General features: G+C 26.6%; 20 protein-coding genes, 6 tRNA genes and 1 rRNA gene. 8 read left to right on the top strand and 19 right to left on the bottom strand.

Going from position 1 to position 24,734, the window contains the following annotated elements; all coding sequences use genetic code 4:
• Nucleotides 1-22: 22 nt before the first annotated feature.
• From DMC14_RS06320 to DMC14_RS02350, 3 genes are read right to left on the bottom strand one after another with little or no spacing between them, the layout of a single operon-like run.
• On the bottom strand, nucleotides 23-1,081 hold the full coding sequence (locus DMC14_RS06320) for a hypothetical protein (RefSeq protein WP_116171622.1): 1,059 nt from the start codon (nucleotides 1,079-1,081) through the stop codon (nucleotides 23-25).
• A 1-nt stretch (nucleotide 1,082) separates the two neighbouring features.
• A complete protein-coding gene (rsmH, locus tag DMC14_RS02355; RefSeq protein WP_116171621.1) occupies nucleotides 1,083-1,997 on the bottom strand; it encodes a 16S rRNA (cytosine(1402)-N(4))-methyltransferase RsmH in 915 nt (304 codons plus the stop codon).
• On the bottom strand, nucleotides 1,991-2,431 hold the full coding sequence (locus DMC14_RS02350) for a division/cell wall cluster transcriptional repressor MraZ (protein WP_116171620.1): 441 nt from the start codon (nucleotides 2,429-2,431) through the stop codon (nucleotides 1,991-1,993). The genes rsmH and DMC14_RS02350 overlap by 7 nt, the downstream gene beginning before the upstream one ends.
• Nucleotides 2,432-2,674: 243 nt before the next feature.
• Between DMC14_RS02350 and DMC14_RS02345 the strand changes: the two genes are divergently transcribed.
• The 4 genes from DMC14_RS02345 (at nucleotide 2,675) to DMC14_RS02330 (ending at nucleotide 3,101) form a co-directional block, all read left to right on the top strand.
• Nucleotides 2,675-2,750: transfer RNA gene (locus DMC14_RS02345), tRNA-Thr, on the top strand.
• Between the two features lie 115 nt (nucleotides 2,751-2,865).
• A tRNA-Asn gene (locus DMC14_RS02340) sits at nucleotides 2,866-2,940 on the top strand.
• Nucleotides 2,941-2,945: 5 nt separating this feature from the next.
• Nucleotides 2,946-3,021: transfer RNA gene (locus DMC14_RS02335), tRNA-Glu, on the top strand.
• Between the two features lie 4 nt (nucleotides 3,022-3,025).
• Nucleotides 3,026-3,101, top strand: a tRNA-Val gene (locus DMC14_RS02330).
• A gap of 104 nt (nucleotides 3,102-3,205) precedes the next feature.
• Here the strand turns inward: DMC14_RS02330 and DMC14_RS02325 are convergent.
• Both DMC14_RS02325 and DMC14_RS02320 read right to left on the bottom strand, forming a co-directional pair.
• Nucleotides 3,206-3,290 (bottom strand) — tRNA-Leu (locus DMC14_RS02325).
• 1 nt (nucleotide 3,291) lies between these two features.
• A tRNA-Thr gene (locus DMC14_RS02320) sits at nucleotides 3,292-3,367 on the bottom strand.
• 188 nt (nucleotides 3,368-3,555) lie between these two features.
• On the opposite strand from DMC14_RS02320, the gene truB reads away from it, so the two are divergent.
• The 3 genes from truB to DMC14_RS02305 are packed head-to-tail and all read left to right on the top strand — an operon-like array spanning nucleotide 3,556 to nucleotide 6,127.
• Entirely contained in the window at nucleotides 3,556-4,428 is an 873-nt protein-coding gene (truB, locus tag DMC14_RS02315; RefSeq protein WP_116171619.1) for a tRNA pseudouridine(55) synthase TruB, read from the top strand.
• Nucleotides 4,418-5,224 (top strand): YcsE-related riboflavin metabolism phosphatase, encoded by an 807-nt coding sequence (locus DMC14_RS02310; RefSeq protein WP_116171618.1) that lies wholly within the window; start codon nucleotides 4,418-4,420, stop codon nucleotides 5,222-5,224. Before truB ends, DMC14_RS02310 begins: the two co-directional genes overlap by 11 nt.
• 51 nt (nucleotides 5,225-5,275) lie before the next feature.
• Nucleotides 5,276-6,127, top strand: coding sequence for an FAD synthase (locus DMC14_RS02305; RefSeq protein WP_116171617.1), 852 nt, complete (start codon nucleotides 5,276-5,278; stop codon nucleotides 6,125-6,127).
• Nucleotides 6,128-6,153: 26 nt separating this feature from the next.
• On the opposite strand, the gene DMC14_RS02300 is transcribed toward DMC14_RS02305, so the two are convergent.
• From DMC14_RS02300 to DMC14_RS06300, 8 genes are all read right to left on the bottom strand, one after another.
• Nucleotides 6,154-6,882, bottom strand: coding sequence for a triose-phosphate isomerase (locus DMC14_RS02300; protein WP_116171616.1), 729 nt, complete (start codon nucleotides 6,880-6,882; stop codon nucleotides 6,154-6,156).
• A gap of 12 nt (nucleotides 6,883-6,894) precedes the next feature.
• Complete coding sequence (locus tag DMC14_RS06315; protein ID WP_116171615.1) at nucleotides 6,895-7,392, bottom strand: hypothetical protein; 498 nt, start codon at nucleotides 7,390-7,392, stop codon at nucleotides 6,895-6,897.
• Between the two features lie 207 nt (nucleotides 7,393-7,599).
• A complete protein-coding gene (locus DMC14_RS02290; RefSeq protein WP_116171614.1) occupies nucleotides 7,600-10,122 on the bottom strand; it encodes an ATP-binding cassette domain-containing protein in 2,523 nt (840 codons plus the stop codon).
• Nucleotides 10,112-11,275, bottom strand: a complete 1,164-nt coding sequence (locus tag DMC14_RS02285; RefSeq protein WP_116171613.1) for an ABC transporter ATP-binding protein — start codon at nucleotides 11,273-11,275, stop codon at nucleotides 10,112-10,114. The genes DMC14_RS02290 and DMC14_RS02285 overlap by 11 nt, the downstream gene beginning before the upstream one ends.
• 3 nt (nucleotides 11,276-11,278) lie before the next feature.
• Nucleotides 11,279-12,562, bottom strand: a complete 1,284-nt coding sequence (locus tag DMC14_RS02280; protein WP_116171612.1) for an ABC transporter permease — start codon at nucleotides 12,560-12,562, stop codon at nucleotides 11,279-11,281.
• Between the two features lie 3 nt (nucleotides 12,563-12,565).
• Complete coding sequence (locus DMC14_RS06310; protein ID WP_116171611.1) at nucleotides 12,566-13,696, bottom strand: ABC transporter permease; 1,131 nt, start codon at nucleotides 13,694-13,696, stop codon at nucleotides 12,566-12,568.
• Nucleotides 13,697-16,471, bottom strand: a complete 2,775-nt coding sequence (locus tag DMC14_RS06305) for an OppA family ABC transporter substrate-binding lipoprotein (RefSeq protein WP_137412668.1) — start codon at nucleotides 16,469-16,471, stop codon at nucleotides 13,697-13,699. It lies immediately after the preceding gene.
• A 306-nt stretch (nucleotides 16,472-16,777) separates the two neighbouring features.
• Nucleotides 16,778-16,948, bottom strand: coding sequence for a hypothetical protein (locus DMC14_RS06300; RefSeq protein WP_175393444.1), 171 nt, complete (start codon nucleotides 16,946-16,948; stop codon nucleotides 16,778-16,780).
• Nucleotides 16,949-17,243: 295 nt separating this feature from the next.
• On the opposite strand from DMC14_RS06300, the gene DMC14_RS02265 reads away from it, so the two are divergent.
• The gene (locus tag DMC14_RS02265) at nucleotides 17,244-17,792 is read left to right on the top strand and encodes a deoxycytidylate deaminase (protein WP_277870930.1); all 549 of its coding nucleotides are present in this window, start codon (nucleotides 17,244-17,246) and stop codon (nucleotides 17,790-17,792) included.
• 88 nt (nucleotides 17,793-17,880) lie between these two features.
• Here the strand turns inward: DMC14_RS02265 and msrA are convergent, their stop codons facing one another.
• The 6 genes from msrA to DMC14_RS02235 form a co-directional block, all read right to left on the bottom strand.
• Nucleotides 17,881-18,360, bottom strand: a complete 480-nt coding sequence (gene msrA / locus DMC14_RS02260; protein ID WP_116171609.1) for a peptide-methionine (S)-S-oxide reductase MsrA — start codon at nucleotides 18,358-18,360, stop codon at nucleotides 17,881-17,883.
• Nucleotides 18,361-18,441: 81 nt separating this feature from the next.
• Nucleotides 18,442-18,831: an MAG0920 family protein gene (locus tag DMC14_RS02255; protein ID WP_422385896.1), complete on the bottom strand. Its 390-nt coding sequence runs from the start codon at nucleotides 18,829-18,831 to the stop codon at nucleotides 18,442-18,444.
• Nucleotides 18,832-18,940: 109 nt separating this feature from the next.
• Nucleotides 18,941-19,507: a hypothetical protein gene (locus tag DMC14_RS06295; RefSeq protein WP_116171607.1), complete on the bottom strand. Its 567-nt coding sequence runs from the start codon at nucleotides 19,505-19,507 to the stop codon at nucleotides 18,941-18,943.
• Nucleotides 19,508-19,511: 4 nt separating this feature from the next.
• Nucleotides 19,512-20,852: a putative cysteine peptidase gene (locus tag DMC14_RS06290; protein ID WP_116171606.1), complete on the bottom strand. Its 1,341-nt coding sequence runs from the start codon at nucleotides 20,850-20,852 to the stop codon at nucleotides 19,512-19,514.
• Between the two features lie 201 nt (nucleotides 20,853-21,053).
• Nucleotides 21,054-21,620, bottom strand: a complete 567-nt coding sequence (locus tag DMC14_RS06285; RefSeq protein ID WP_116171605.1) for a hypothetical protein — start codon at nucleotides 21,618-21,620, stop codon at nucleotides 21,054-21,056.
• Nucleotides 21,621-21,813: 193 nt separating this feature from the next.
• Nucleotides 21,814-24,712: ribosomal RNA gene (locus DMC14_RS02235) — 23S ribosomal RNA — on the bottom strand.
• Between the last annotated feature and the right edge of the window lie 22 nt (nucleotides 24,713-24,734).

Here is a 24,734-nt window from a genome sequence, read left to right as displayed (position 1 = left end):
TTTAATTATATAAATTAAATTTTTATTTTTTGTAATTAAAAGAATAATTATTAAATTGTTCTGTGTCTATTACAAATAATTCAGAAGTAATAGTCATTTCTTTGATAGTATTTGTAAAATGATTATCTAATAAATTAATTAATCCTAGCATTTCATAACTTATTAAGCTAGTTTTATTGCCCATTATTTTGTTATTAATGCCACTAAAATCTTCATTATTTAACAATATCTTGTTAAAGATATTAAACTCTTTTGATAAATTAACTTGAAGGTTATTTTTATCAATTTTAAGTTTTTCTATATTACTATTTATTGTATTTTTAATTAGTTCTAAAAAATTTGAAACCAAAGTATTAATTTTTAAATCCTCCTCTGCATGCAGATTATGTGATCATAAATTAAGTTTGATTTTAGCTTCATTTTCAGTTATTTTTAATTCTTTTGATAAAGCCTTAATTAAATAATTAATCCCGAAATCATATTTAAATTCTAAGAAATTAACATAATTTTTTGATACTTCTATTTTTAAATCATGGTTTGATAATTTTAAGAAGGTAGCTACTCCATTTTTAAAATTATTACCATTAGAAATATTTTCTAAAAAATCGTATTCATACATTCTTAAAACATTTAAATTGTTTTGTTTCATAAGACTAAATATCATTTTAGCTTCATTTCAATTTAATAAACTTAAACTAATTAAAGATTTTTTATCTATTTTTGAAAAAATTTCATAATCGAATAAGTAATAACCATTTTCTTTTTCTAAATAATAAAGTTTTTTAGCTATTTCATTATTTGATAAACCTTGAACATTATCTTTTGAAATAATTTTTTTAGAAATTGGATAGATTTGTGAATTTTTAACAATTATAACTACATCAGTTATTTTTGCTTTTATTGTTTTTTCTATTTCATATTTGGTTCTATATATAAAGTTATTTAAATAAGAAGGATTCAAATATAAGTTTGTTATTGTATTTTTGTAAGCAAGAAAAGATCCATAGTTAGTTTTTTCAACTACTTCTACAGAAATATTTTGATTATCAAATTTATATGCTACAATAATTCTTTTTTTCATATTATCCTATCTTTGTAATAACTCTTAATTTTGCGCTATGTGCTCTTTTATTGTTTTGTAATTCAAATTCAGAAGGAAAAATAATTTTTTGTTTTCATTCTTTGTTTATTTGAATTGGCAATTTATTTAACTTTGGATCGCGATAGTTTAAATTTTGAAAAAATTTTTTAACTTTTGCGTCCTCTTTACTATGAAATGTAATAATTGCTATTTTTCCATTAATATTTATCAAATCATTTAATTGACTTAATAAATCATCTAAAGCATTTAATTCATCATTAACTGCTATTCTTATAGCTTGGAATACTGCTTTTGAAGGATTTTTTTCTCTAACCACTTTGGCTGGCAATGCCTTTCTAATCACTTCATTTAACTCAAATGAAGATTTAATTGGACGATTTTTTACAATTGATTTCGCAACTAGCTTAGCTAGTTTTACATCACCGTATTCATAAAGAACTCGAGCTATTTCTTCTTCACTTCATTCATTAATTATCATTTCAGCATTTATTTTTGCTTCTTGGTCCATTCTCATATCTAATTTTGTATTCTTAGAATAAGAAAATCCTCTTTCAGTTTCATCTAATTGAGGACTAGAAACTCCTAAATCAGCTAATATTCCATCTACTTTAGTAATTCCTAATTTATTCAATTCTGATTTTAAAAATCTAAAATCGCTTTTAATTAAAGTATAAGAATTACTTATTTTTTTAAGGTATGGATCAGATTCAATAATTGCTTGATTATCTTTATCAAAACAAATCAATCTTCCCGAACCATTCTCTTTTATTTTTTTTAAAATTTCTTGACTATGACCTGCTCTACCTAAAGTTAAATCAACATAAATTCCATCTTTTTTAATATCTAAAGCTTTAATAACTTCATCTAATAAAACAGGAATATGCTTTTCTATAATTTAACTCCTTGTTCAAAAAGTTTTTGAGCTAGATCATCAATGTTTGTTTCATCTTCAAAATACTTCTCTTTTGCTTCATAAATTTCTTTTGCAAATAATTCACAAGTGTTACCTGTGCCAATGAAGATTACATCTTTTTTGATAGCAGCTTTTAAAGCTAAATGTTTTGGTATAGTTATACGATTAGATTTATCTGGATTAACTAATTCAGTATTAGCAAAAATAAATCTACTTAATTCTCTTAAATCTTTATTAAGCGAATTATTATCTTCTAACTTAAATTTCAACTTTTCGAATTCTTGCTTATCTCTAAGGATTAGTTGTTTATCAAATCCAATAGTTACAAAAAATTCCGATCCTAGATCTACCAATAATTTTGGCGGAACTACAACTCTATTTTTGTCGTCTAAGCTTCTTTCGTATTTACCATACATTTCCACTTCCTCCCACTATCACCCATATTTTAGCATTTTTTAGAGGCTTTAGATTAAAAAAGTTATTTTTTATTTAAAAATACGAAATATTTAATTTTTAAAACTTTCTTTTTTGTAAAAAATTGTCAATATTAACTATTTTTAAGCAAAGAATTTCTTAAAATAAGATATTTTTAAAAATTGCATATAAAAAATAAATTTATGAAGTCATTTATCAAATAATTTTGTTAAAATATTTATCAAGCTGGTTTAGCTCAGTTGGCAGAGCAATTGATTCGTAATCAATGGGTCAGGGGTTCGATCCCTCTAACCAGCACCATTTATGCTGATAAATAGACTTTTTTCGGTTTTTATTGTTGTGTTTTAATAAAAAAAATTTTTTTTAGAAAATAAATTATTTTTAGATTATAATAATTAAGCATTTCATAATAAATGCCGACTTAGCTCAGCGGTAGAGCAGCTGGCTGTTAACCAGTTGGTCATTGGTTCAATCCCAATAGTCGGCGCCATTTATGGCCCTATGGTGAAGTGGTTAACACATATGGTTTTCATCCATACATGCGTGGGTTCGAGTCCCGCTAGGGTCACCATTTTGGAGAATTAGCTCAGTTGGGAGAGCATTGCCCTTACAAGGCAAGGGTCGTGGGTTCGAGCCCCTCATTCTCCACCATTTGTATAAAGCACCAAATGCCAAAAGGCATTTTTTTTATTTTTTTTAATTTTTAAAAATATAAATAAAAAAAGGAGACTTTTAGTCTCCACAAATAAATGATATGGTACGCGAGGAGGGACTTGAACCCTCACGCCGTAAAGCATTAGTGCCTAAAACTAACGTGTCTGCCAATTTCACCACTCGCGCATGGTGCCGTTTATAGGACTTGAACCTACGACCTACTGATTACAAGTCAGTTGCTCTGCCAACTGAGCTAAAACGGCTTGTGCATATAATGCTTTATTATTATATATTAAAACTATTTTTTTATTACATTATTTTTTATATTTTTTCGTTAATTATATTTATAAAATTAATTTGATTTATAAATTTAAAAAAGTCTTTTTTTATAATATTTATTTAATAAGTTATTTTAACAATTGGTATAATAGTCCGGGAAGAAAGGATAATAATGTTTTATAAAATTAATAAACCAAAAGGCATTTCTAGTTTTTTTGCAATTAAAAAATTTGCTAAAGAAAATAATATCAAAAAAATTGGTCATGCAGGAACATTAGATCCTTTAGCTGAGGGACTTTTAATTGTGGCTACTAATGATGACACGAAAACTCTTTCTTATTTATTAAATGATACAAAAGAATACTATGTGGAAGCAACCCTGAATTGAAGTTCTGCGAGTTTTGATGAAGGAGAAAAAGTTAATATTTTATGAAATAAGCCTAAGATAAATAAAGAAGAATTATTAAAAGTTATAAAATACATAAAAAATACTAAAACTCAAATTCCTCCAGTATTTTCAGCTAAAAAAATTAATGGTAGAAGAAGTTATGAATTAGCTCGAGATAACAAAGAAGTAATTTTAAAAGAATGCAATATAAAAATTTATTATATAGAGTTAATCGAATTTAACTATGAAACTCAAAGATTTTGTTTTAAAACTAAAGTTTCAAAAGGCACTTACATAAGGTCTTTAGTTCACGACATAGGCTTATATTTAAATTCAGATGCTGTTGTTAATGTTTTAAAAAGAACTTCAATTGGAAATATAAAATTAGATTTTGATGGTTTTTATAAAAAAATAGTCAATTTAAATGAACTTTTTAATGTACAATTATATACACTTAATAGTGAAGATATGAAACTAATACAACAAAAGGAATTGTATTTAGATTCATTTAAAAATATAAATAATAAGGGCCTATTTATATATAATGAGCAAATAATAGGATGAGGAAAAATAAATAACGGTTTAATTACTTTTAAAAAAATATTAGGTAACCGTGTATTTTGTAACCTTAAAAAAGGAGAAAACAATGAGCAGTAAATACAAAATGGTGGTTTTTGATATAGATGGTACATTATTACCATTCGGAATTGATGAATTAAGCCCAAGAATGAGCGAAATGTTTATAAAACTAAAAGAATCAGGCTATGTTACTGTTCTTTGTTCAGGGAGAGACATTTTTACAGTAGGAAAACAAATAGATAACCCTTATGTTGATTTTTTTGTTGGAGCTAATGGTACTTTTATACTTGATTTAAAAACTAAGGAATATATTTTTGAACAAACTATTGAATATAAAGATTTTGTTAAATTTAGATCATATGCAGAAGAACATAAATTGCCTTTTTCTTTTGTTGGTGATAAATGAGGTTATTATAATGATTTATTTAATATTAATCATTGATTTTATTTACCTTATAAAGACAAATTTATTTCAGAAAAAGAATTTGAATCAAAGAATGATAAAAATTATTTAATAACTGTTAGCACAAATGAACCAGAAAAAGTTAGTGAAGAATTAAATAATTATTTTAAAAAAAATAATATGAATATGTGGGTATTATCATATTGAAGTGGTGGCGTATTTTTGTCTTCAAAAGGAATTACAAAAGCAACTGGTTTAACTATATTAGGTGATTTATTAAATATAAAAATGTCTGAAATGGTGGCTTTCGGTGACTCAGAAAATGATATAGAGATGCTTCAAGAAGTAGGTTTAGGTATAGCTATGGGTAATGGCGGAGAAAATACAAAAAGTGTAGCAAACGAAATTTGTTTGCCAGTAACAGAGGATGGACCATATTTCAAGCTAAAAGAAAAAGGGTTTTACGACTAAGTTCGTAAAATCTTTTATTAACTTTTAAATTAAAGTAAAATTATTATTAATATGAAAGTTTTTGAATGAAATTTTAAAGAAAAGTTTGAAATAAAAGAAAAAGTAATAATGATTTTAGGATCATTTGAAACTTTGCATTTGGGTCATTATGAATTAATAAAAGCAGCAAAAGACAAAAAAAATTCAAATCCTGAATACAAAATAGCTATAAGTGTTTTCAATGAGCCATATAAAAATAATAAAAATAATTTAAAAAAAGCATTTCAAGTAAAAACTAGAATTTATACTCTTTTTAATCTTGAAATAGATTATGTTTTTATAGCTCAAATTAATAAAGAAAATTTAAATATTTCGCACATTCAATTTATAAATAATTTAAAAGAAAACAATATTTCTGTGGTTGTTTGTGGCCAAGATTATAAATTCGGTTTTAGAAGATTAGGAGATTTAAATTATTTAAAAAAGCATTTTGAATTAATAGTAATCAATGAAAGAAAAATACATAAAAGAAAAATTTCTTCTACATTAATAAATGAACTGATAGAAGAAGGTAACATATCTGCCATTAATAACTTATTAATTGAAAAATATGCTTTTATTACTAATTTAGAGAATTTTCAATATGTATATCCTGCTAAATTAAATAAATTAAAATATGGCATTTACATAGTTAACGTAGTTATTGATAACATAGAATATCATGGTTTAACAAAAATAGGAAACAATAATGATATAAATAATGATAATGAATTATATTTATTCGATTTAAATGTAATACCTTCCAAATATCAAGAAATTTTAATTGAATTTGAATCTTTGATAAGATATATAAGGTCTAAGCATGAAAATAATATTTTAGAAAATGATATAGAAATAGCTAAATCGTGGTTTATAAGTAAATAAAGTTTCCTGTCACTTTGGGCAGGAAACTATTTTATTTTTTTTGCTAGTTGAACAAAATCCAAAGCGTTTAATGATGCCTTGCCCACTAAATAACCTGAAAGACCTTTCACTTTTTCTAGTAAATTTATACTATTTAAACAAACAGACCCGCCATATAAAATAGGTATATTTTTATCTGTTATGGAATGAATAAAATTTACTATTTTTTGTATATGTTCAACTTCTGGAACTATTCCATTTCCTATGCAATAAACTGGTTCATAAGAAATTATGATATTTTTGTAATCTTTAATTCCTTTTAATCCTTCTTTTATTTGTTTTTCTAAGACTTTTATTGTATTATTATTATCAAATTCTTCTTTTGATTCTCCAACACATAAAATAGATGTTATATTTTCTTTAGATAATTGATAAATTTTTTTGTTAATCAATTCGTTTGTTTCATTAAACATTCTTCTACGTTCTGAATGACCTATCAAAACAAAGTCAACTTTTGCTTCTTTTGCAACCCTTAAAGACATTTCGCCAGTATAAGCTCCACTTTGTTCATAAAATATGTTTTGCAAACCAAACAAAAAATTTCTATCTGGGTTTTTATATGATAAATAAGCGCTATCAAAAGAAGGAGCTATGCCTATTTTTATATGCAATAATTCTTTTTCATTTTTTTTAATAATATCTTGCAAAGAGCAAATATATGATTCCGTTTCAAAAAAGGTTTTATTTATTTTAAAATTGCCTATTAAATATTTCATAATAATCTCCTTCTAAGCATAATGTACTATTAATAAACCAACTGTCAAAGTTAAAATAGATATCGATATTAATAAATATGAAGATAAATTAGTTATTGGTTCAAGATTTCTTTTTAATGTTTTTTTGTTTAACTCATCATTATATTTTTGTCTTTCTCTAGTTAAAATTTTATCTTTTTCATGTTGAAGCATATAATTTGAATATTGTTTTTTTGCTCTTGAAGAAATCTTGACATTGTGATAAAAACTTGTAAAGGTTTTAAAAAGGCCTCTTCCCAACCCTTTTCTTATCATTACAACAAACAAACTTATAGTTAAAATAATAACTGTTCCAACGGTAATGGCGTTCGATCAACGAGCTGTGTAATTAATATTTTTTTTAAAAAATCCTGTTAATAATATAATAATTAACATGGCAATTAATGAAGTAAAAAAATAAATAATTGTAGCTTTGTTTCAACTATTTTTCCAATATGTTTTTGCTTTTGAAATATTTATGTTTTTATTCATTTTAAATTCCTTAAAAATTTTATATTAATTATACTTTATTAGATTATTTTTTAATACAAAACAAAAAGTAAAATATATATTTTTCAACTAATAAATGAAAATAAATTTAATTTGCATTTTAAAAAATACCAAACACTTTTTATATTGTGTTTGATATTTTATTTTATAATATCAAGCATTATTATTTATCTTGATATTTCATATATATTAATTATTTTTTGAAAATCTGTTTTGAGTTCATTTTTTCACTTGTTCTTTTGTTCCATATATATAATGATTTTCATCAACTTTAAACGTTTCTGGTATGTTGGGAAATTGTTGTTCATATATATAATCTAAATTAAATGAAACATTTTGAAATTTTTCATTAGCATTAGATATTTTAGGAATAGCTTTAAATAAGTTTATAGTATAAGGATGCAATGGCTCACTATAAATAGATTCAGTGTTACCACTTTCGACAATTTTTCCCAAGTGCATAATTTGAACGTTATCTGCAACATATTCAATCATACTTAAGTCATGTGCTATAAATATTAAACCAATGTTTTTCATTGTGCACAAATCTTTTAAAAGGTTAACAACTTGAGCTTGAATTGAAATATCTAATGATGCAATAGGTTCATCAGCAACTATAACTTTAGGTTCTGTAATCAAAGCTCTAGCTATAACAATACGTTGGAGTTGTCCACCACTAAATTCATGTGGGTATCGATAAGCGAATTGTTTCAATAAACCCACATCCTCTAATGCATGATAAATAGTTGTTTTGTATAAAAGTTCGGAAATTAAATATTTAGCCAAAATAAATGATATTTTATAATCAAATATATTAAACCTTTTAACTCATTTTGTATTTTTTGGAGATTTGTTTTCTTCATTTTTTCTATTTAAATTTAATTCAACTCATTTATGATCAATGCCTAGTAATAAATAAATATTTTTTATATCTTTATTTAAATATTTTCTTTCAATGTTAAATGATTTTAAAGTGTCTTCTTTTAAACTTATATCAGAATGATACATCTTAATTTTAGTAAGTAGTTCTTTTTTAGTTTGTGAAATTTTTAATTTTATTTTATTCAAATTTTTCTTATTAATAAGAATGTCTTTTTCTTCCTTTTGTTTTAAATTTAAAAGCAATTTAGATTTTTGGTTTTCCAATAATTCTAATTTTTGTTTATATTGATTTTTTACAAAATTAAAAAACTCTTTTTTGTATTTATTATACATTTCGTTGCATTCAGATTGCAAGCCAACTAAACTTTTATATTCAGCAATTTCTTGATTTATATTATGATATAAATTATCTATTGTTTCTTTATACTTAACCAAAAATTTAATTTTTCCTGATTCATATTTTATTTTTGCGTTTTTCAATTCGTTTTCAGATTTTAAAAGATCTTCTTTAGAATACTCCGGTTTTATTTTTTTTATTATCTCTTTATCTAAAGTTCTAATTTTGTTTTTTAAATCATTAAATTTTTTCATTCATTCTGATTCATTTTTTAACGATTTTTTTTGATACTCATCTATTTTGAAATTAAAATGTTGTTTTAAAGATGATTCTATATCTTGCTTAGAAGTTCGAGTATATTGTATTTTTAAAAGCTCTTTTTCATAAAAATCTTTAACATATTCTTCAAGTTCTTTAACTATTTTTTTAATATCTTCAAAGTCTAACAATTTTAAAGATTTTTGCATTTTTTTAAGAGTGCTAATTCTTGCTTTATATAAAAATTCATTTTTTAAATTGTATAAATAATAATCTAAATCTGTAGACATTAATTTTGAAATATTTACTAATGCTTTTTCGTGTTTGTTTTCAATGCGATAATTATAAAATGTGTTTCTTGATTCTTTAATTTTTTCTTTATAAATATTTTTAAGTTCTTTTAATTTTTTTAATAAGGTACTTTTCTTTTCTAAAATAATTTGTTGATTTTTAGAAATTTTACTTAATTTAACAATTTCTTTATGCTTCCTTAGTGCATTTTCATGTTCCAACTCTTCTTCACTTAAATCTTGGTTACGATATTTTTTTTGCATTTCATAATAAAATTCAATTAAAGAAGAAGAATTAGAATACATATTATTAATTATTGCGCTTTCCATTTGCTGTTTTTCTTCCAAATATGCATAAAAAGCAGAAAAATTGTCTTCTATACTTAAATCGTTATTAAATTCAAAATTATTAAAAAGAGATTTTCATTTATTAAAGAATGGATTAGCTAATTTATTGATTTCTTTATAATTTTCTAATTCTAACTTCATTGCTTGAATTTGAAATGTATATTTAAAATTATGCTTAACATCTAATCAATCTTTAAAAATATCATTAATTTTATTTTTCATTATTCCATTTACTAACAATGGTTCTTTTAAAATTGTATATATATTTTGTTGACCGTTTAAGGAAGCATGCGGATCTTGAAATATCATTTGTACATTTTTACGTAAAAATTTTTTTAAAGAATAACTTATATTCTTACCAGATATTATTTTATCTTCCAATCTAACAAAACCATTATATTCATCATACAATCTAAGAATAGTACGACCTACAGTTGTCTTTCCTGAGCCTGATTCCCCTATTAAACCAACAATTTCACCTTCATGTACATCAAAAGATACACCATCAACTGCTTTGTTAATGGTTCCTTGGTTAACGAAATATTTTTTAAGGTTATCTATTGATAAAATAACTTTTTTATTTTTATTATTTGTCATGGTTAAAAGCTTTCTTAAATAAATCTAAACGTGTTTTTAAATCTTTTGATATTTCAATTTTAGGAGCTTCGGGGCTTAAAAGTCATGTAGCTGCAGAATGTGTTTTTGTTATTGGGATTAATGGAGGTTCTTTTATAAAATCAATTTCCAAAGCATAGTCATTACGGGGAGCAAATGGATCGCCAACTGGCAAATTAGCCATATCAGGCGGTGTACCCTTAATATTGTAAAGTTTTTCTTCTTTAGATTCTGGTATAGCTGAAATTAATGCTCAAGTATAAGGGTGCGCCGGTTTAGTAAAAATTTCTTCTTTTAAACCTTTTTCAACTATTCTTCCGGCATACATAACATATATATAATCACAAAATTTAGCTATAACAGAAATATTATGACTTATTAAAATTATTGATATTCCCATCTCTTGTCTTATATTTTCAAATAATGCTAAAACACTTGCTTGAACAGTAGGATCTAAAGCAGTTGTAGGTTCATCAGCTATTATCAAATCTGGTCTTAAGGCTACAACCATTGTTATAACAATTCTTTGTTTCATGCCACCAGACAATGTATGAGGATAAGCCATAAATATTTTTTCAGCCTCTCTTAATCCAAATGTTTTAAGTAAATTTATTAAATATTCTTTTTTTTCTTTATATAATTTGTTTTTTCACTCTATATTATTATTTAAAGCATCTAATAATTGCAAACCTATTTTTCTAGTAGGATTTAAACTTGTTAAAGGATCTTGGGGTATATATCCAATTTTTTGTCCTCTTATATTTTCTCATAATTTTTGTTTTTTAATATTTGTCAATTCATATTCGCCAATTTGAATTTTGTCAGCTGATATAATGCCATTTTCATTAACATTAATTAATGTTTTTGAAGTAACAGATTTACCGGAACCTGATTCCCCAACAAGTCCAACAATTTGTCCTTTATAAACATCTAAATCTAGACCTCTAACAATATGAATACTTTTTTTTCTCCCTTGAGAAAAACTAACGTGTAAATTGCGCACTTCGAGAATTTTATCATCTTCTAAATTATCTACTTTTATAGAAATTAAAGCTTGTTCTTTTTTGTTATTAATTTTTTTATTTTGTTTGAATTTTGGAGATAAATTTTTGTTTTCTTTTTTATTTTTAAACATAAACTATTTCCTTCCTTTGCTCATTACTTTTGGATCGAGAGCATCGTGTACACCTAAAGCAATAAAATTTAAAGATAATGATAGCAATAATAATATTATTGTGGGCAAAGCAATAATTCATAAGTTAGAACCAGATTCAGAAGAAGCTTGAATTAACATTTGACCTAAATTTATATCTCCTGTTTCTTTGAAAAAACCTAAAAAAGCTAAAGAAGCTATTCATAAAATTACTCCTGGAACAGCTTTAACTAAAGAATTTGCAATTTTACCTATAATTCCTGGCAATGCATGAATAAAAATTTGTCTTCCGGTTGAAGCTCCTATTGCTTTAGCAGCCTTTATATATTCTTCATCTTTAATCGTGATAACAAACATTCGTGTAATACCAACAAAACCTGGTCAACCAACAATACTTAAAGCAAATATTAATGCTCATTGATTTGTTCCTAAAATTGAAACAAATAACAAAATTCAAATAAGTGTTGGAGGTGAAGAAAATATTTCAATTATACGCATACAAATTGTGTCAACTAATTTTCCTGCATGAAAACCTAAAAAAGCTCCAATCGAAATTCCTATTATACCTTCAATTAAAACCACAATTAAGGCTATTTTAATTGCTCTTCATGTTGCATATCATGATGTTACTCAAATGTCATAACCTATAGAAGAAGTTCCTAATAAAACATTTGAATAAATATTTATATATTTAGCCATTTCTTCTGCAATCATACTATCAGTAATCGTATTACCTAAAAGTATATTATCATTAATAAATTCGTTAATATGAGTAGCAAAAACAAAAAAATAAGCGTTATAAGTCATTTTAATGCTAGTTGTACCATTTATAAGTTCATAATTAACTGAATCCAAATAAAATTTAAGTCATTTTTTATACATGGGATTAGCATTAGCCTGACTTAGAACATTTTGATAAAACTTAAATATTTCTCCATCACTTTCAACAATTCTTGTTATCGTTGGTGTTGAATAAGGTGGTAAATATTTAATATAATCGGACCCTGTTATTTTTTCATTAGGTTTAAATTGCGATGTTGCAGGAATTAAAATAGAAAGCAAAATTATAGTTAGAAATACAGCTAATGAAATTATTACTATCGGATTAGTAAAAAATCTTTTAATTACCTCTATTCACATTTTTTTAGGTTTGCCGGCTATTGATGAAGTTTGAATTCTATCTTTTTCCGCTATAAAATTAAATTTTTTTGCCAAATTAGAATTTATTTTATATTTTTTATTAAATTCATTAATATTTTGCTCTGGCATAAGTTATTTTACCCCCTCTTTAAAGTTAGATGATTTATCTAGTGCTTGCATTTTAAATAAATCTTTTGCAAGTTTTTTTCTTTCCAAATATGCTTTGAAAAATAAAAAGTAATTTTTTCTACTTTTTGATACATATTTAATTTTAGGATCTAAAAATACAAATGAAATATCTATAATAATTTCTGCTATTAAAGAGATGAAAGTAAAGAAAATTGTTGAAAATAATACAATATACAACTCTCCAGTAGGAAAGGCATTAACTATAATACTAGATGTTCCTGGCACTTGTCAATATTTTTCAATTATTATTGATCCAGATAAAAGACCAATAAATGAACCAAATATCAAGCTAAAAAGAGGTATTGAAATATTTCTTAAAACATATTTAAAAAATATTTGAGTAGAATTTAAACCTTTTGTTTTAGCTATTAAAACATAATTAGATGTTAAAACTGTTATAACTTGATTTCTAGTATATGTAACGTATACAGCTAAAGAAGATAATGACATAACAATAATTGGAGGTAAATATGAAGTAAATAAAACTCCAAAACTTTGTTCACCTGCTTTTGGAACAACGGCCGAAATTCCTAATTTTATAGAAATGGCTATCGCTATAGGCGCAATAATAAAAGAAGGTACAGCTATAAAAACTAAAACAAATAAATTTGATGCTGTATCAAATCATTTTCCTCTTTTATAACCAGCAAAAACACCTATTATTATTCCAAGTATTGCACTAATCAAAAATGTAGGTACAGTAATTAACAATGTATACTTTAAAGGAGTGAAAAATAATTTTCAAATATTAGTGTAACTAGATGGATTGGGGTTATTTGTTGAATTAATTACAAAACCAAAATCTCATTTTGTAAAAATGTTGCCAATATACTTAAAATATCTTACGATTATTGGTATTAATTGTCCGTTAGAATATCTGATTCCATTTTCAATTTCTAATTCTTGCAAAATTATATCATAAGGCTTGCTGGCATGTCCACTTTGAAATTTTTTAATAGCCAAAGCTTCAACAGGATTGGGACCAAAGGCAACAACCATTACAAAAACAAAAAAAGATATAATAAACAACGTAAGAATAGCAAAAGCTATTCTTTGACGTATATATTTAAACATTTATTTTTTACCCTTATTTATTTTTCAATCTTGATATTGGAAATAACTAAGACCATCTACATCTGACAATTCATAGTGTTTATTTAACAGTACTTTTCCATATTTTTCTTTAGATTTTGATACATTATAAGTAAAGTTCACATTTGAAAAAGCAGTAAATTGTTCCATAAACTCCGCTAATTGTTCATTTGTTTTATTTTTATTAAAGTGCAATCAGAATTTAGCCGATCATTCATATGGATCTGTAATTGTTTTGCCAGCACCTGGATTAAAGACTTTCGGTTTGTTATTTTCAAATTGAAGTTCATATTTTCCATTTTTTAAAGCAAATTCAAAATGTGAAATAACATAAGAAAATAATTGTCCTGTCATTCTGTCTGATTCTAATTGATCTAATTTATCAAAAGGAACTGAAAAAGTAGTTTTATGTGTTTTTTCATATTCGAACAACTCATCAGCCAACTCTTTTAATTTTGGAAAATTATTTTCAATAGCTTGACTAGGATTATTCTTAATATTTACTAATGTAGGAATTAACATTCCTCCTCACGATAAACCATCATATCCCGAACCTATACCATTATAGTCATAACTTCAGGCAACATTATTTTCTCCATTTATAGTTTGGAATCTATATGGATTAAATAAAGGATCTTGATCGTTGTTAAAGTATTTCACTTGAATGCTTAATCTTGGATTTAATTCTTTAAATACTTTTTCTAGTTCTTTTCAAGCATTAATTTCTGTGTTTGAAGCATTTACAAATGGATATAAATAATAAATTTGAAATTCTTGATCTTTTAATGTAGGGTTTTCATTATCAAACTTGTCAATTAATTTTTGTAATTCTTCTTTAAGTTTATTAAATCCGGCTGATTTCAATCTATCAATTGTATTAGCTTTATTTTTTATTGCCTCATCATTTTCTGAAGGACTTAATTCTTTTCCTAAAGAACCTCCGAAATCGATTTTATTTCCATTTAAATCGATAGCATAAAGTGAATTAATTCTATCTAAAATATCTTCTGGGGTTTTCATTTTTGAAGTATCTTGGTCTTTTCCCCCGATCAAAGAACCATTAGCAATTTTTGCTATTCATGCATGGTTTTGATTAGATGAAAGAGAAGAAGCGTAGGTATTTCAGTTAATTGCCGCATTAATAATAGTTCTAAAACTTAATCCTGTGCCAGAAATATATGTTGAAGGATTAACTTTCCCCTGTTTTAATTCTTCTTTTGTTGCGCCTCACATCATTTTAGCATAAGCGTCACTAAAACCATATTCATTCTTTTTACCAGGGACAAAAGGACTACTAAACATACGATATAAAGGAGAATCTGAATTTAAAGACCTCTTTAATCTTAGACCATATTTATTAGGATTATTTGCTATTGTATTTTTTTGAGAATCAGATAGTTGAGCATAAGATAAATGAGAAGCTGTCCCTTGATTATATTTATTAAATACTGTATCTGAAAATATTTTTTGATCCAATGGAGTAGGTTGATATGTATGAACCATTTCTTGAATTGTAGTGTCGTCTTTAACTCAACTTTCATCTCAATAATGTTTATTTTTCGTTAAAACAAGTTGAGAATTACCAGCTTTTGAAACATAATAATGTCCAGCATATAAAGTAGTTTTAAATGAATTGCCATATCAATATGTACCGGTGAAATAAGCTTGCTTAGAGTGATCCATCAATTCTAATTTTTCTTTATATTCTTTTAATTCTTGTCCTGAAAGTTCCAATCCAGAATATTTTTCGATAGCTTGATTTTTAGAATTATTTAATTCATCAATATATTGTGAAGGTGCTGGTAATAAAGTGTAATCTCCAACAGCTCATTTTTCAAAAAAGCTTTTAAATTCTGTTTTTTCAGTAAGCGATATTGAACTAAAAGTTAATGACTCTTTATCTTGGTAACTTGGAGAAGCATTCGAAATTTTTGTAATAAAATCTGATTGATTAAAAAACTTATCTGCATCTACATTAAATAATCTATATACATAATCGTTACTAAATGACTCTTTATCAGTGAATGCTAAAGTGTTGTTCTCAGCCAAAAGTTCTTGAAATTTTTTATCCAATTCCTGAGAACCACCATTTTCATGTCTATAAACTTGATTTAATAAAAATGTTCTTAATCATGAATATCAAAAATCTTTTGCTACTATTTTATATTTAGTTTTTTCCCCTTTGCTATTAACTCAACTTTGATTTTCTCTTAAAACAATTTGAAAAGTTTTAGCTGAATTTAAAGATTCCTTAAATTTTTTACTATTAATTGATTTGTCATCACTAGATTCCAAAAACATAGTTGAATATTCATAATATTTTTTACCACCAGGACTAGTTAAGTTAGCTTCTGGAGCTGCATCAACCTTATCATTATCAAAAACAGTAATTTTTCCGTCTTTATCAGTTAAAACAATTGCTTGAGCTAATTCTAATTTATATTTAGCAAAAACCGGTTTAGAAGTATATACTTCTGTTTTAGTTCCTACTAATTCACTAAAGTTTTCAGCTTCATTTAATCCTTGAACTCTAAATAATTCCCCTCCAGTATATTGATTTGTATTCGATGCTAAATAAGCACCAAACATTCTTGACGCATCATATGCAAAGGCTTTAGAATCTAATTGAGCATTCCATTCAAAAACATATTTGCCCTTTTTTCACACTGGTGTTATACAAGACATAGCTATGAACGGCACCAATGCTGCTGCCGGAGTTGTTAAACCCAACAGTCAAAATTTTGATTTATTTTTCATTTTTTTAACTCCTTAATAAGTTATAAAGTATAGTATATTGTAATTTACAAAATTCTAATTTATATACAAAATAATTATAAATTATTTTTATATTTTATAAAGTAATTTTTGCTTATTCAATAATTTGAATAAAAATTTATTCATTTTTTTGTATTTTTTTGAAATTTTAAGTTTCTATTTAAAAAGGAATTTGATTTCAGCAAAATTTCCTTATTTTTTGCTTTTAATAATATACATGAATTTTAAGTACCTTTAAAAGCAATAAACCGTAAGATTTTTCTAATATTTTTATAAATTCTAGAATTATTAATATGAAATAATTTCATTCTTAACTTCCTTAAAATTGTTATATATTGAGCAAATATTCACAAAAATATAATCCTTTTTAATAAAGTTAAAAATTTCAATAGCGAAAAATCTAGCCATAGCTAGTGATAACATATTCATTAAGTATTTATTTCTTAAGTTTATGTTCATAATTTTTCCTCTAATACAATCTAATTTTACACACTTTTAAAAAAATAAATTAAATTTTATGAGTTTTTTTATTTTTAAGTTAGTAAAAAAAGTATTTATAATTTAGTTTAAATTTTTCAATAATATTAAAACATAAAATATATAAAGTGTTATAATTATAATAATTCATCTAAAAAAAGATGGATTAACATAGTTAATGTCTTATCCGAGCAAATTTATGCTTATTTCTCTGAATAATTAAAACAGGGTCTGCGGAACCTGATTTTTACTTTTTTTTATGATACAATATATTATTATGAATTCAAAAACAAAAAAAATTATATTTAATGAACATAAAGATAATATAAAATGAGAAATATATTTTATGGCTTTGGCTAAATTAAGTGCCTTAAGATCTAAAGATCCGACTACAAAAGTCGGAGCATGTATTGTGAGTCCTCATAATTATGTTGTTTCATTAGGATATAATGGAATGCCGACAAGTTTTAATAATTCGACATTGAATAATGATGAAATATTTCCATGAAGTAGACCTAATGAATCACAAGATGTGCTTAATTCAAAATATACATATGTTGTGCATGCTGAAGCCAATGCTATTATAAATGCCAATCTAACTAATTCTAAAATAGAATCTGGTTGTTCAATATTTGTAACTCATTCGCCTTGTTATCATTGTGCTAAGTTAATAGTACAATCAAAAATATCTAAAGTTTATTATGCAATAGCTTATAAAGAAGAATCTGACGATTTCAAAGCTTCGGAAAAAATTTTTCAAGCTTTTGGGATTGAATGTATTAAAATAAATAATGATTTTGATTTAGATTTTAAAATAAAAAAATAATATTATAAATAAAAAAATCAACGTAGCTATAAAAGGGCTACGTTTATTATTCTTTTAAAAGTTTATTGTGTTATTTTTATCTGCTTATTTAAGATAATTTTATATGACAATAACCATTCGGGTGTTTATCTAAATAATCTTGGTGGTATTCTTCGGCTTCATAAAAATTTTGTATTTGTTTTAATTCTGTAGCCAATGGTTTAGAATAACATTTTGATAATTTATTTAAAAGTTTTTTTATTTGAGCTTCGTCAGCTAAATTCTCATAATAAATTCCATTTCGATATTGAGTACCATAATCTCCACCTTGGTAATTTAATGCTGTAGGATCTATTACTGAAAATAATTTAGTAATTATTTCTTGCAAACTTAATATATCTGCATTGTAAATTATTTTTACAGTTTCAACTGCGTTTGTATTTCCAGTTTTAACTTGTTCATAATTAGGATTTTTTATAATGGAATTTGCATAACCTACAGTTGTATCTAAAACTCCATTTATTTTTTTAAAGAATGCTTCAGTTCCCCAAAAGCATCCGCCTGCTATATATATTGTTTTTTTATTCATTCTTTTCTCCTATATAAAAAATAATAAAATTTTACCAAAATTTTGTTAAAAATAATATTTTAAAACATGATATTTTGCTTTTTATTTAGATTGCTGATTTTTTAAAAAAAATCTATTTTTATATATAAATGAATAATCATGTATTTTAAAAATTTGTTCATTAACAGCAACATTTTCATAATTAAATATTAAAAAATAATAAAAATAATCATCAAAGTTTTTACCGCTAAGTTTAGAAAGTATCTTTTTTGGCTTATTAAGTTTTATTCTAAACATAGCATCATATTGACTAAATATAGATGCAATAAAAGTCATTTTTAAGTTTTGAAAGTCTTTAAACAAATTATAAAGTTCTTTACTATCATCACCGGTATCCAAATCTTCAAATAACTTATTATTTTCAATAAGTGCATTTTTTCTCTTTCAAACGTTTATTTCTTTATGAATTTTTTTTATTTTCCTATTTTTGATTTTATTAATCTAATATACTCAATATTTTAGACATTTATTAATATTTGTTAAATAAATTTAATTCTTAGTAAAAAAACAAAAAAATCCAATTAAGGATTTCATTTTACAATTACTTAACATTATATATTTGTTTTTTTATTTTATTTTCTATAAAAATTTTCTTGTTAAAACAAATAGCTATTGGGATATAGATAATCATTACTGTTACAAAATAAATAAAATATACAATAAAACTTCAATAAATTCAATCAGAAATAATATTAAAAGTTGCTGATATAAATATTGAAATTAATGCTAAATTTAAGACAACAAATAAAGAAATAAAATTTAATTTATTAACTTTTGGATTTTCATTGATCAAGATTAATTTATTTATAAAAAATAAAGAAAATAAACTTTTTAAAAAACTGTTTTTATTTTTAATAAGAATAGAGAATTTTGTTACTTGTAATAATAAAAATGAAAAATAAATTAAAGCAAATGAAATAGGATAAGTATTTTCTCAATGAATTCGCTGTTTAAATATTTTTTCTGAAGGAGGTAAAATTTCAAGTTCACTATTATATTTTTTTGCTAGACTCATATAAACAAAAATAAAAACTAATGACAAAATAAATACAACATTTAATAATAAATTAAAATTAAAAAAAATTTTTTTATATCTTTTGGCATTCATATATTTAGTTATTTAATAATAAATTGTCAATTTCTTTTCCAGTATATTTATTTCCATTATAAACAAAAGCTTTTCTAAAATTATTAAATTTCTTGTCTTGTTTTAATTTTATAGAAAAATAATATGATCCCCACACTTTTGTATAATAAGAATATAAAATACGATTTTCTTCCGGTATTCCGAAACAATTAGATGCTAAAAACATATTTGAGTCATCATCATATCCATAAACAATCATAGCGTGATTAAAACCACTAAGGGTAGCTACCCCTAATATAGCGGGTGTTCCGTTTTTTACAGATTGTCAAGCTCTATAATAGCCACCAAATTTGTGTGGAAATTCTAAATCATTCAAAACATTTTTATATTTTATAAATTTATTAACTATAATTTCATAATAATTTCCAGTTTTTAAATTTAAATACTCTCCTCCTAATTTAAAAAGATCATATGCTAAGCTTTTCTTATTTGAATCTGTATTATAATAATGATATCTAAACAAGGGAGACGATTTATATAAATCGTTTGAATTAGATTCTAATATATAATTATTATATTGGTCATAATCAAAAATATTAGGTCTAATAAATAATTCTGTATACAAAAGTAGTTGAGATAAAGCAACATATTCACATAAACCATCATTATTCAATTGATCATAACCTGAAGCATCGGTTCAATTTCTTGTAGCAAATCATCATGAATAAGGAACCTGTGTAGATACATCTAAATATCTAGAATCTTTTCATTTTGCAGATGGCCAAATAAATTCCTTATCGTTTCCTTTGCTTCTATATGAAATATTACTTTTAAAATTTTGTTTAATTATTTTGGATCTAACATTAAAATTTTTATGTTTCAAATTTTTTATTTCAGAATCTAAAATATTTATTGCTTTAGAAAAAGTAATATCTTCTTTTCTAATTTTTTTATTTGATAATACATTAATAAATATAAAATCATTTAATTTTTGCTTAAAATATAATTGGCCAAGTGATATGTAGAATATTTCATTTTTTCTTAAAATGTCTAAATTATATTTTTCAAAATTAATTTCTAAAGTTTGCATGGTTTCAAAGTCCACAAAAGAATTGCAATCGTCAAAAACCAATAGTAATATTTTTCTATTTTCTAAATCAGAAATAATTTTTGAAAAAATTAAGTTATTATCTTTTCCAGTTATTTTGTTAATATTTTTTCTTTCGCTTTCTATTAAGAATTTAAGATTTTTTTCTTCTATTTTATTTGATTCATCCTTTTTTTCTATCTTAAAAGAAATTAAGGGAGATGTTAAAGCAACTAATGGTATGCCTATAAATAATTTTGTAATATTTTTAAATTTCATAAAATACCCCTATTTTATATTATTATTTTTCAATATCCTTTATATCATAATTCTACATCTTTTTTAGTTTTAATATTTTTTATCATTAAAAAGTTAATAAAAAAATCCAATTAAGGATTTCATTTTAAAACTTATCCTATTTTTCTTTTTTTAAAATTAAAGATCAAATAAATAATTAAATTTTTGTTAAAATTTTTACAATTACTCAACATTATATGTTTGTTTTTTTATTTTATTTTCTATAAGTGTTTTTTTATTAAAACAAATAGCTATTGGGATGTATATGATCATTATTGTTATAAAATAAATAAAAAATACAATAAAACTTCAATGAATTCTATCAGAAATAATATTGAAAATTGCCGATATAAATATTGAAATTAATGCTAAATTTAAGACAACAAATAAAGAAATAAAATTTAATTTATTAACTTTTGAATTTTCATTAATTAAAATTAATTTATTAATAAAAAATAAAGAGAATAGGCTTTTTAAAAAACCGTTTTTATTTTTAATAAGAATAGAGAATTTTGTTACTTGTAATGATAAAAATGATAAATAAATTAAAGAAAATGAAATAGAATAAATATATTCTCAATAAATTTTTTCCTTAATTAATTTTGGTGAAAAAGGTAAACTTTCAATCTGACTATTATATTTTTTTGTTCAACTTATATAAACAAAAATAAAAAATAATGACAAAACAAATACAATGTCTAATAATAAATTAAAACTGAAAAAAATCTTTCTGTATTTTTTAATATTCACGTTTTTACCTTTCTTAAAGAAAAATTGGCAACTTATATTTATAACTAAATTTTATAACTTTTTTAGTCTAATATTTTATTTATTAAAAAAATAAAAAAAATCCAATTTAGGATTTCATTTTGAGGCTCATCGCATTTTTTTGTTCTCTGAAAACTGAATATCGATAAATAATTTAGATTACTTCTATAGAATCACTATTAAACCAATCAATTTATTAGTACTGGTCAGCTGAATGCATTACTACACTTACACCTCCAGCCTATCAACCTCATAGTCTATAAGGAATTTAATAGGGAATACTCATCTTTGAGGGGGCTTCCCGCTTAGATGCTTTCAGCGGTTATCCCTGCCGCACTTGGCTACCCAGCTATGCTCCTGGCGGAACAACTGGCACACCATCGGTGCGTCCACTCCGGTCCTCTCGTACTAAGAGTAGCTCTCATCAATATTCCAACGCCCACATCAGATAGGAACCAAACTGTCTCACGACGTTTTGAACCCAGCTCGCGTACCGCTTTAATGGGCGAACAGCCCAACCCTTGGAACCGACTCCAGCTCCAGGATGCGATGAGCCGACATCGAGGTGCCAAACCTTCCCGTCGATGTGATCTCTTGGGAAAGATAAGCCTGTTATCCCCGGGGTAGCTTTTATCCGTTGAGCGACGGCCTTTCCACGAAGAAACCGCCGGATCACTAAGTCCTGCTTTCGCACCTGCTCGACTTGTAGGTCTCACAGTCAATCACACTTCTACCTTTATGCTCTTTAATACGGTTTCTGACCGTATTGAGTGTAACTTTGAACGCCTCCGTTACCCTTTAGGAGGCGACCGCCCCAGTCAAACTACCCACCACACACTGTCCTCTTGCCAGATTATGGCAACAAGTTAGAAGTTCAACGTAACAAGGGTGGTATTTCAACGATGACTCCACTTGAACTAGCGTCCAAGCATCATAGTCTCCCACCTATCCTACACAAGTTAAATCAAACTCCAATATGAAGTTATAGTAAAGCTCCACGGGGTCTTTTCGTCTAGATGCGGGTCTCCGGCGTCTTCGCCGGAACCATAATTTCACCGAGTCCAATGTCGAGACAGTTAAGAGATAATTACTCCTTTCGTGCAGGTCAGTATTTAGCCGACAAGGAATTTCGCTACCTTAGGACCGTTATAGTTACGGCCGCCGTTCACCCGGGCTTCACATCAATGCTTCGCATAGCTAACATCTTTGCTTAACCTTCGGGCACTGGGCAGGAGTCACCCCATATACATCGTCTTACGACTTAGCATAGAGCTGTGTTTTTGATAAACAGTTCCCCCTTACTATTCACTGCGGCCCACTTTTTAGGGTGGGCATCCCTTCTTGCGAACTTACGGGATGATTTTGCAGAGTTCCTTGACATTGGTTTTCTCGCTCGCCTTAGAATACTCATCTTGGGGACGTGTGTCCGTTCTCGGTACGGGTTTCTATAAACTTAAGTTAGAAGCTTTTTTAAGAGGTATGGAATCATCCAATTTGCTACTTGGTTGCCCTTTCACTATGCATCGTAGTTCCCGGTTAAGCTGTGCGGATTTGCCTACACAACCCAGTTGCTACTTACCCCACAATCCAATAAGTGGTAGTACTATCCTCCCCCGTCACTCCATCACATTCATAGAAAGTACAGGAATATTAACCTTTTGTCCATCGGCTACGCCTTTCGGCCTCGTCTTAGGACCCGACTAACCCTGGGTGGACGAACCTTGCCCAGGAAACCTTCCCCAATAGGCGTCAGAGATTCTCACTCTGAATCGTTACTCATACCGGCATTCTCACTTGTAAGCGCTCCACCAGTCCTCACGGTCTGGCTTCAATGCCCTTACAACGCTCTCCTAACGCATTTTCATGCCCGTAGCTTCGGTATTGTGTTTTAGTCCCGTTGAATTATCGGCACAGAACCTCTCGACTAGTGAGCTATTACGCACTCTTTAAACGATGGCTGCTTCTAAGCCAACATCCTAGCTGTTTAAGAAATTCCACAACCTTTCTCACTTAACACAATTTTGGGACCTTAGCTGACGATCTGGGTTGTTCCCCTCGCGTGCATCGACGTTATCACCGATGTACCGACTGCATAGTAATTCATGATAGTATTCGGAGTTTGATTATAGTCAGTACGGCTAGGCGCCGCCATTCCATATTCAGTGCTCTACCCCCATCACTTAACACTACACGCTAGCCCTAAAGCTATTTCGGAGAGAACCAGCTATCTCCAAGTTCGATTGGAATTTCACCCCTACCCACAAGTCATCCGGGCACTTTTTAGCGTACTACGGTTCGGTCCTCCACTTAGTGTTACCTAAGTTTCAACCTGCTCATGGGTAGATCACCTGGTTTCGGGTCTATATCAACATACTAAAGCGCCCTATTAAGACTCGATTTCTCTACGGCTTCGCTTTAATCCACTTAACCTTGCATGTTGACATAACTCGCCGGTCCATTCTGCAAGATGTACGCCATCACCCATTAACGGGCTTTGACTAACTGTAAGTAATTGGTTTCAGGATCTATTTCACTCCCCTCCCGGGGTTCTTTTCACCTTTCCCTCACGGTACTAGTTCGCTATCGGTGTCTGGTTAGTATTTAGCCTTACCGGGTGGTCCCGGCAGATTCAGACAGGGTTTCACGTGCCCCGCCCTACTCAGGATACTACAAAGAGATTTACATATTTCGCTTACGGGAATTTCACCTTCTATGTTTAAGCATTCCAACTTATTCTGCTATATGTAAAATTTGTAACTCTAAAATGTAGTCCTACAACCCCAGCAACGAATGCTGGTTTGGGCTTTTCCCCGTTCGCTCGCCACTACTGAGGGAATCATTCTTTATTTTCTCTTCCTGCTGCTACTGAGATGTTTCAATTCACAGCGTGTCTCTTCATTCGACTATGGATTCATCGATATGATAATTGAGGATTAGCTCAATTAGGTTTCCCCATTCGGAAATCCCCGGATCACAGCTCATTTCCAGCTAACCGAGGCTTATCGCAGGTAATCACGTCCTTCTTCGACTTCCAGACCCAAGGCATCCACCAAAAACTCTTATCTTGTTTAATAGTTTTATTTATTTTTATGTATG

It is taken from the genome of Metamycoplasma phocicerebrale (genome assembly GCF_003383595.3).
Lineage (GTDB): Bacteria > Bacillota_I > Bacilli_A > Mycoplasmatales > Metamycoplasmataceae > Metamycoplasma > Metamycoplasma phocicerebrale.
This window is presented reverse-complemented; position numbering and strand designations above follow the sequence as displayed.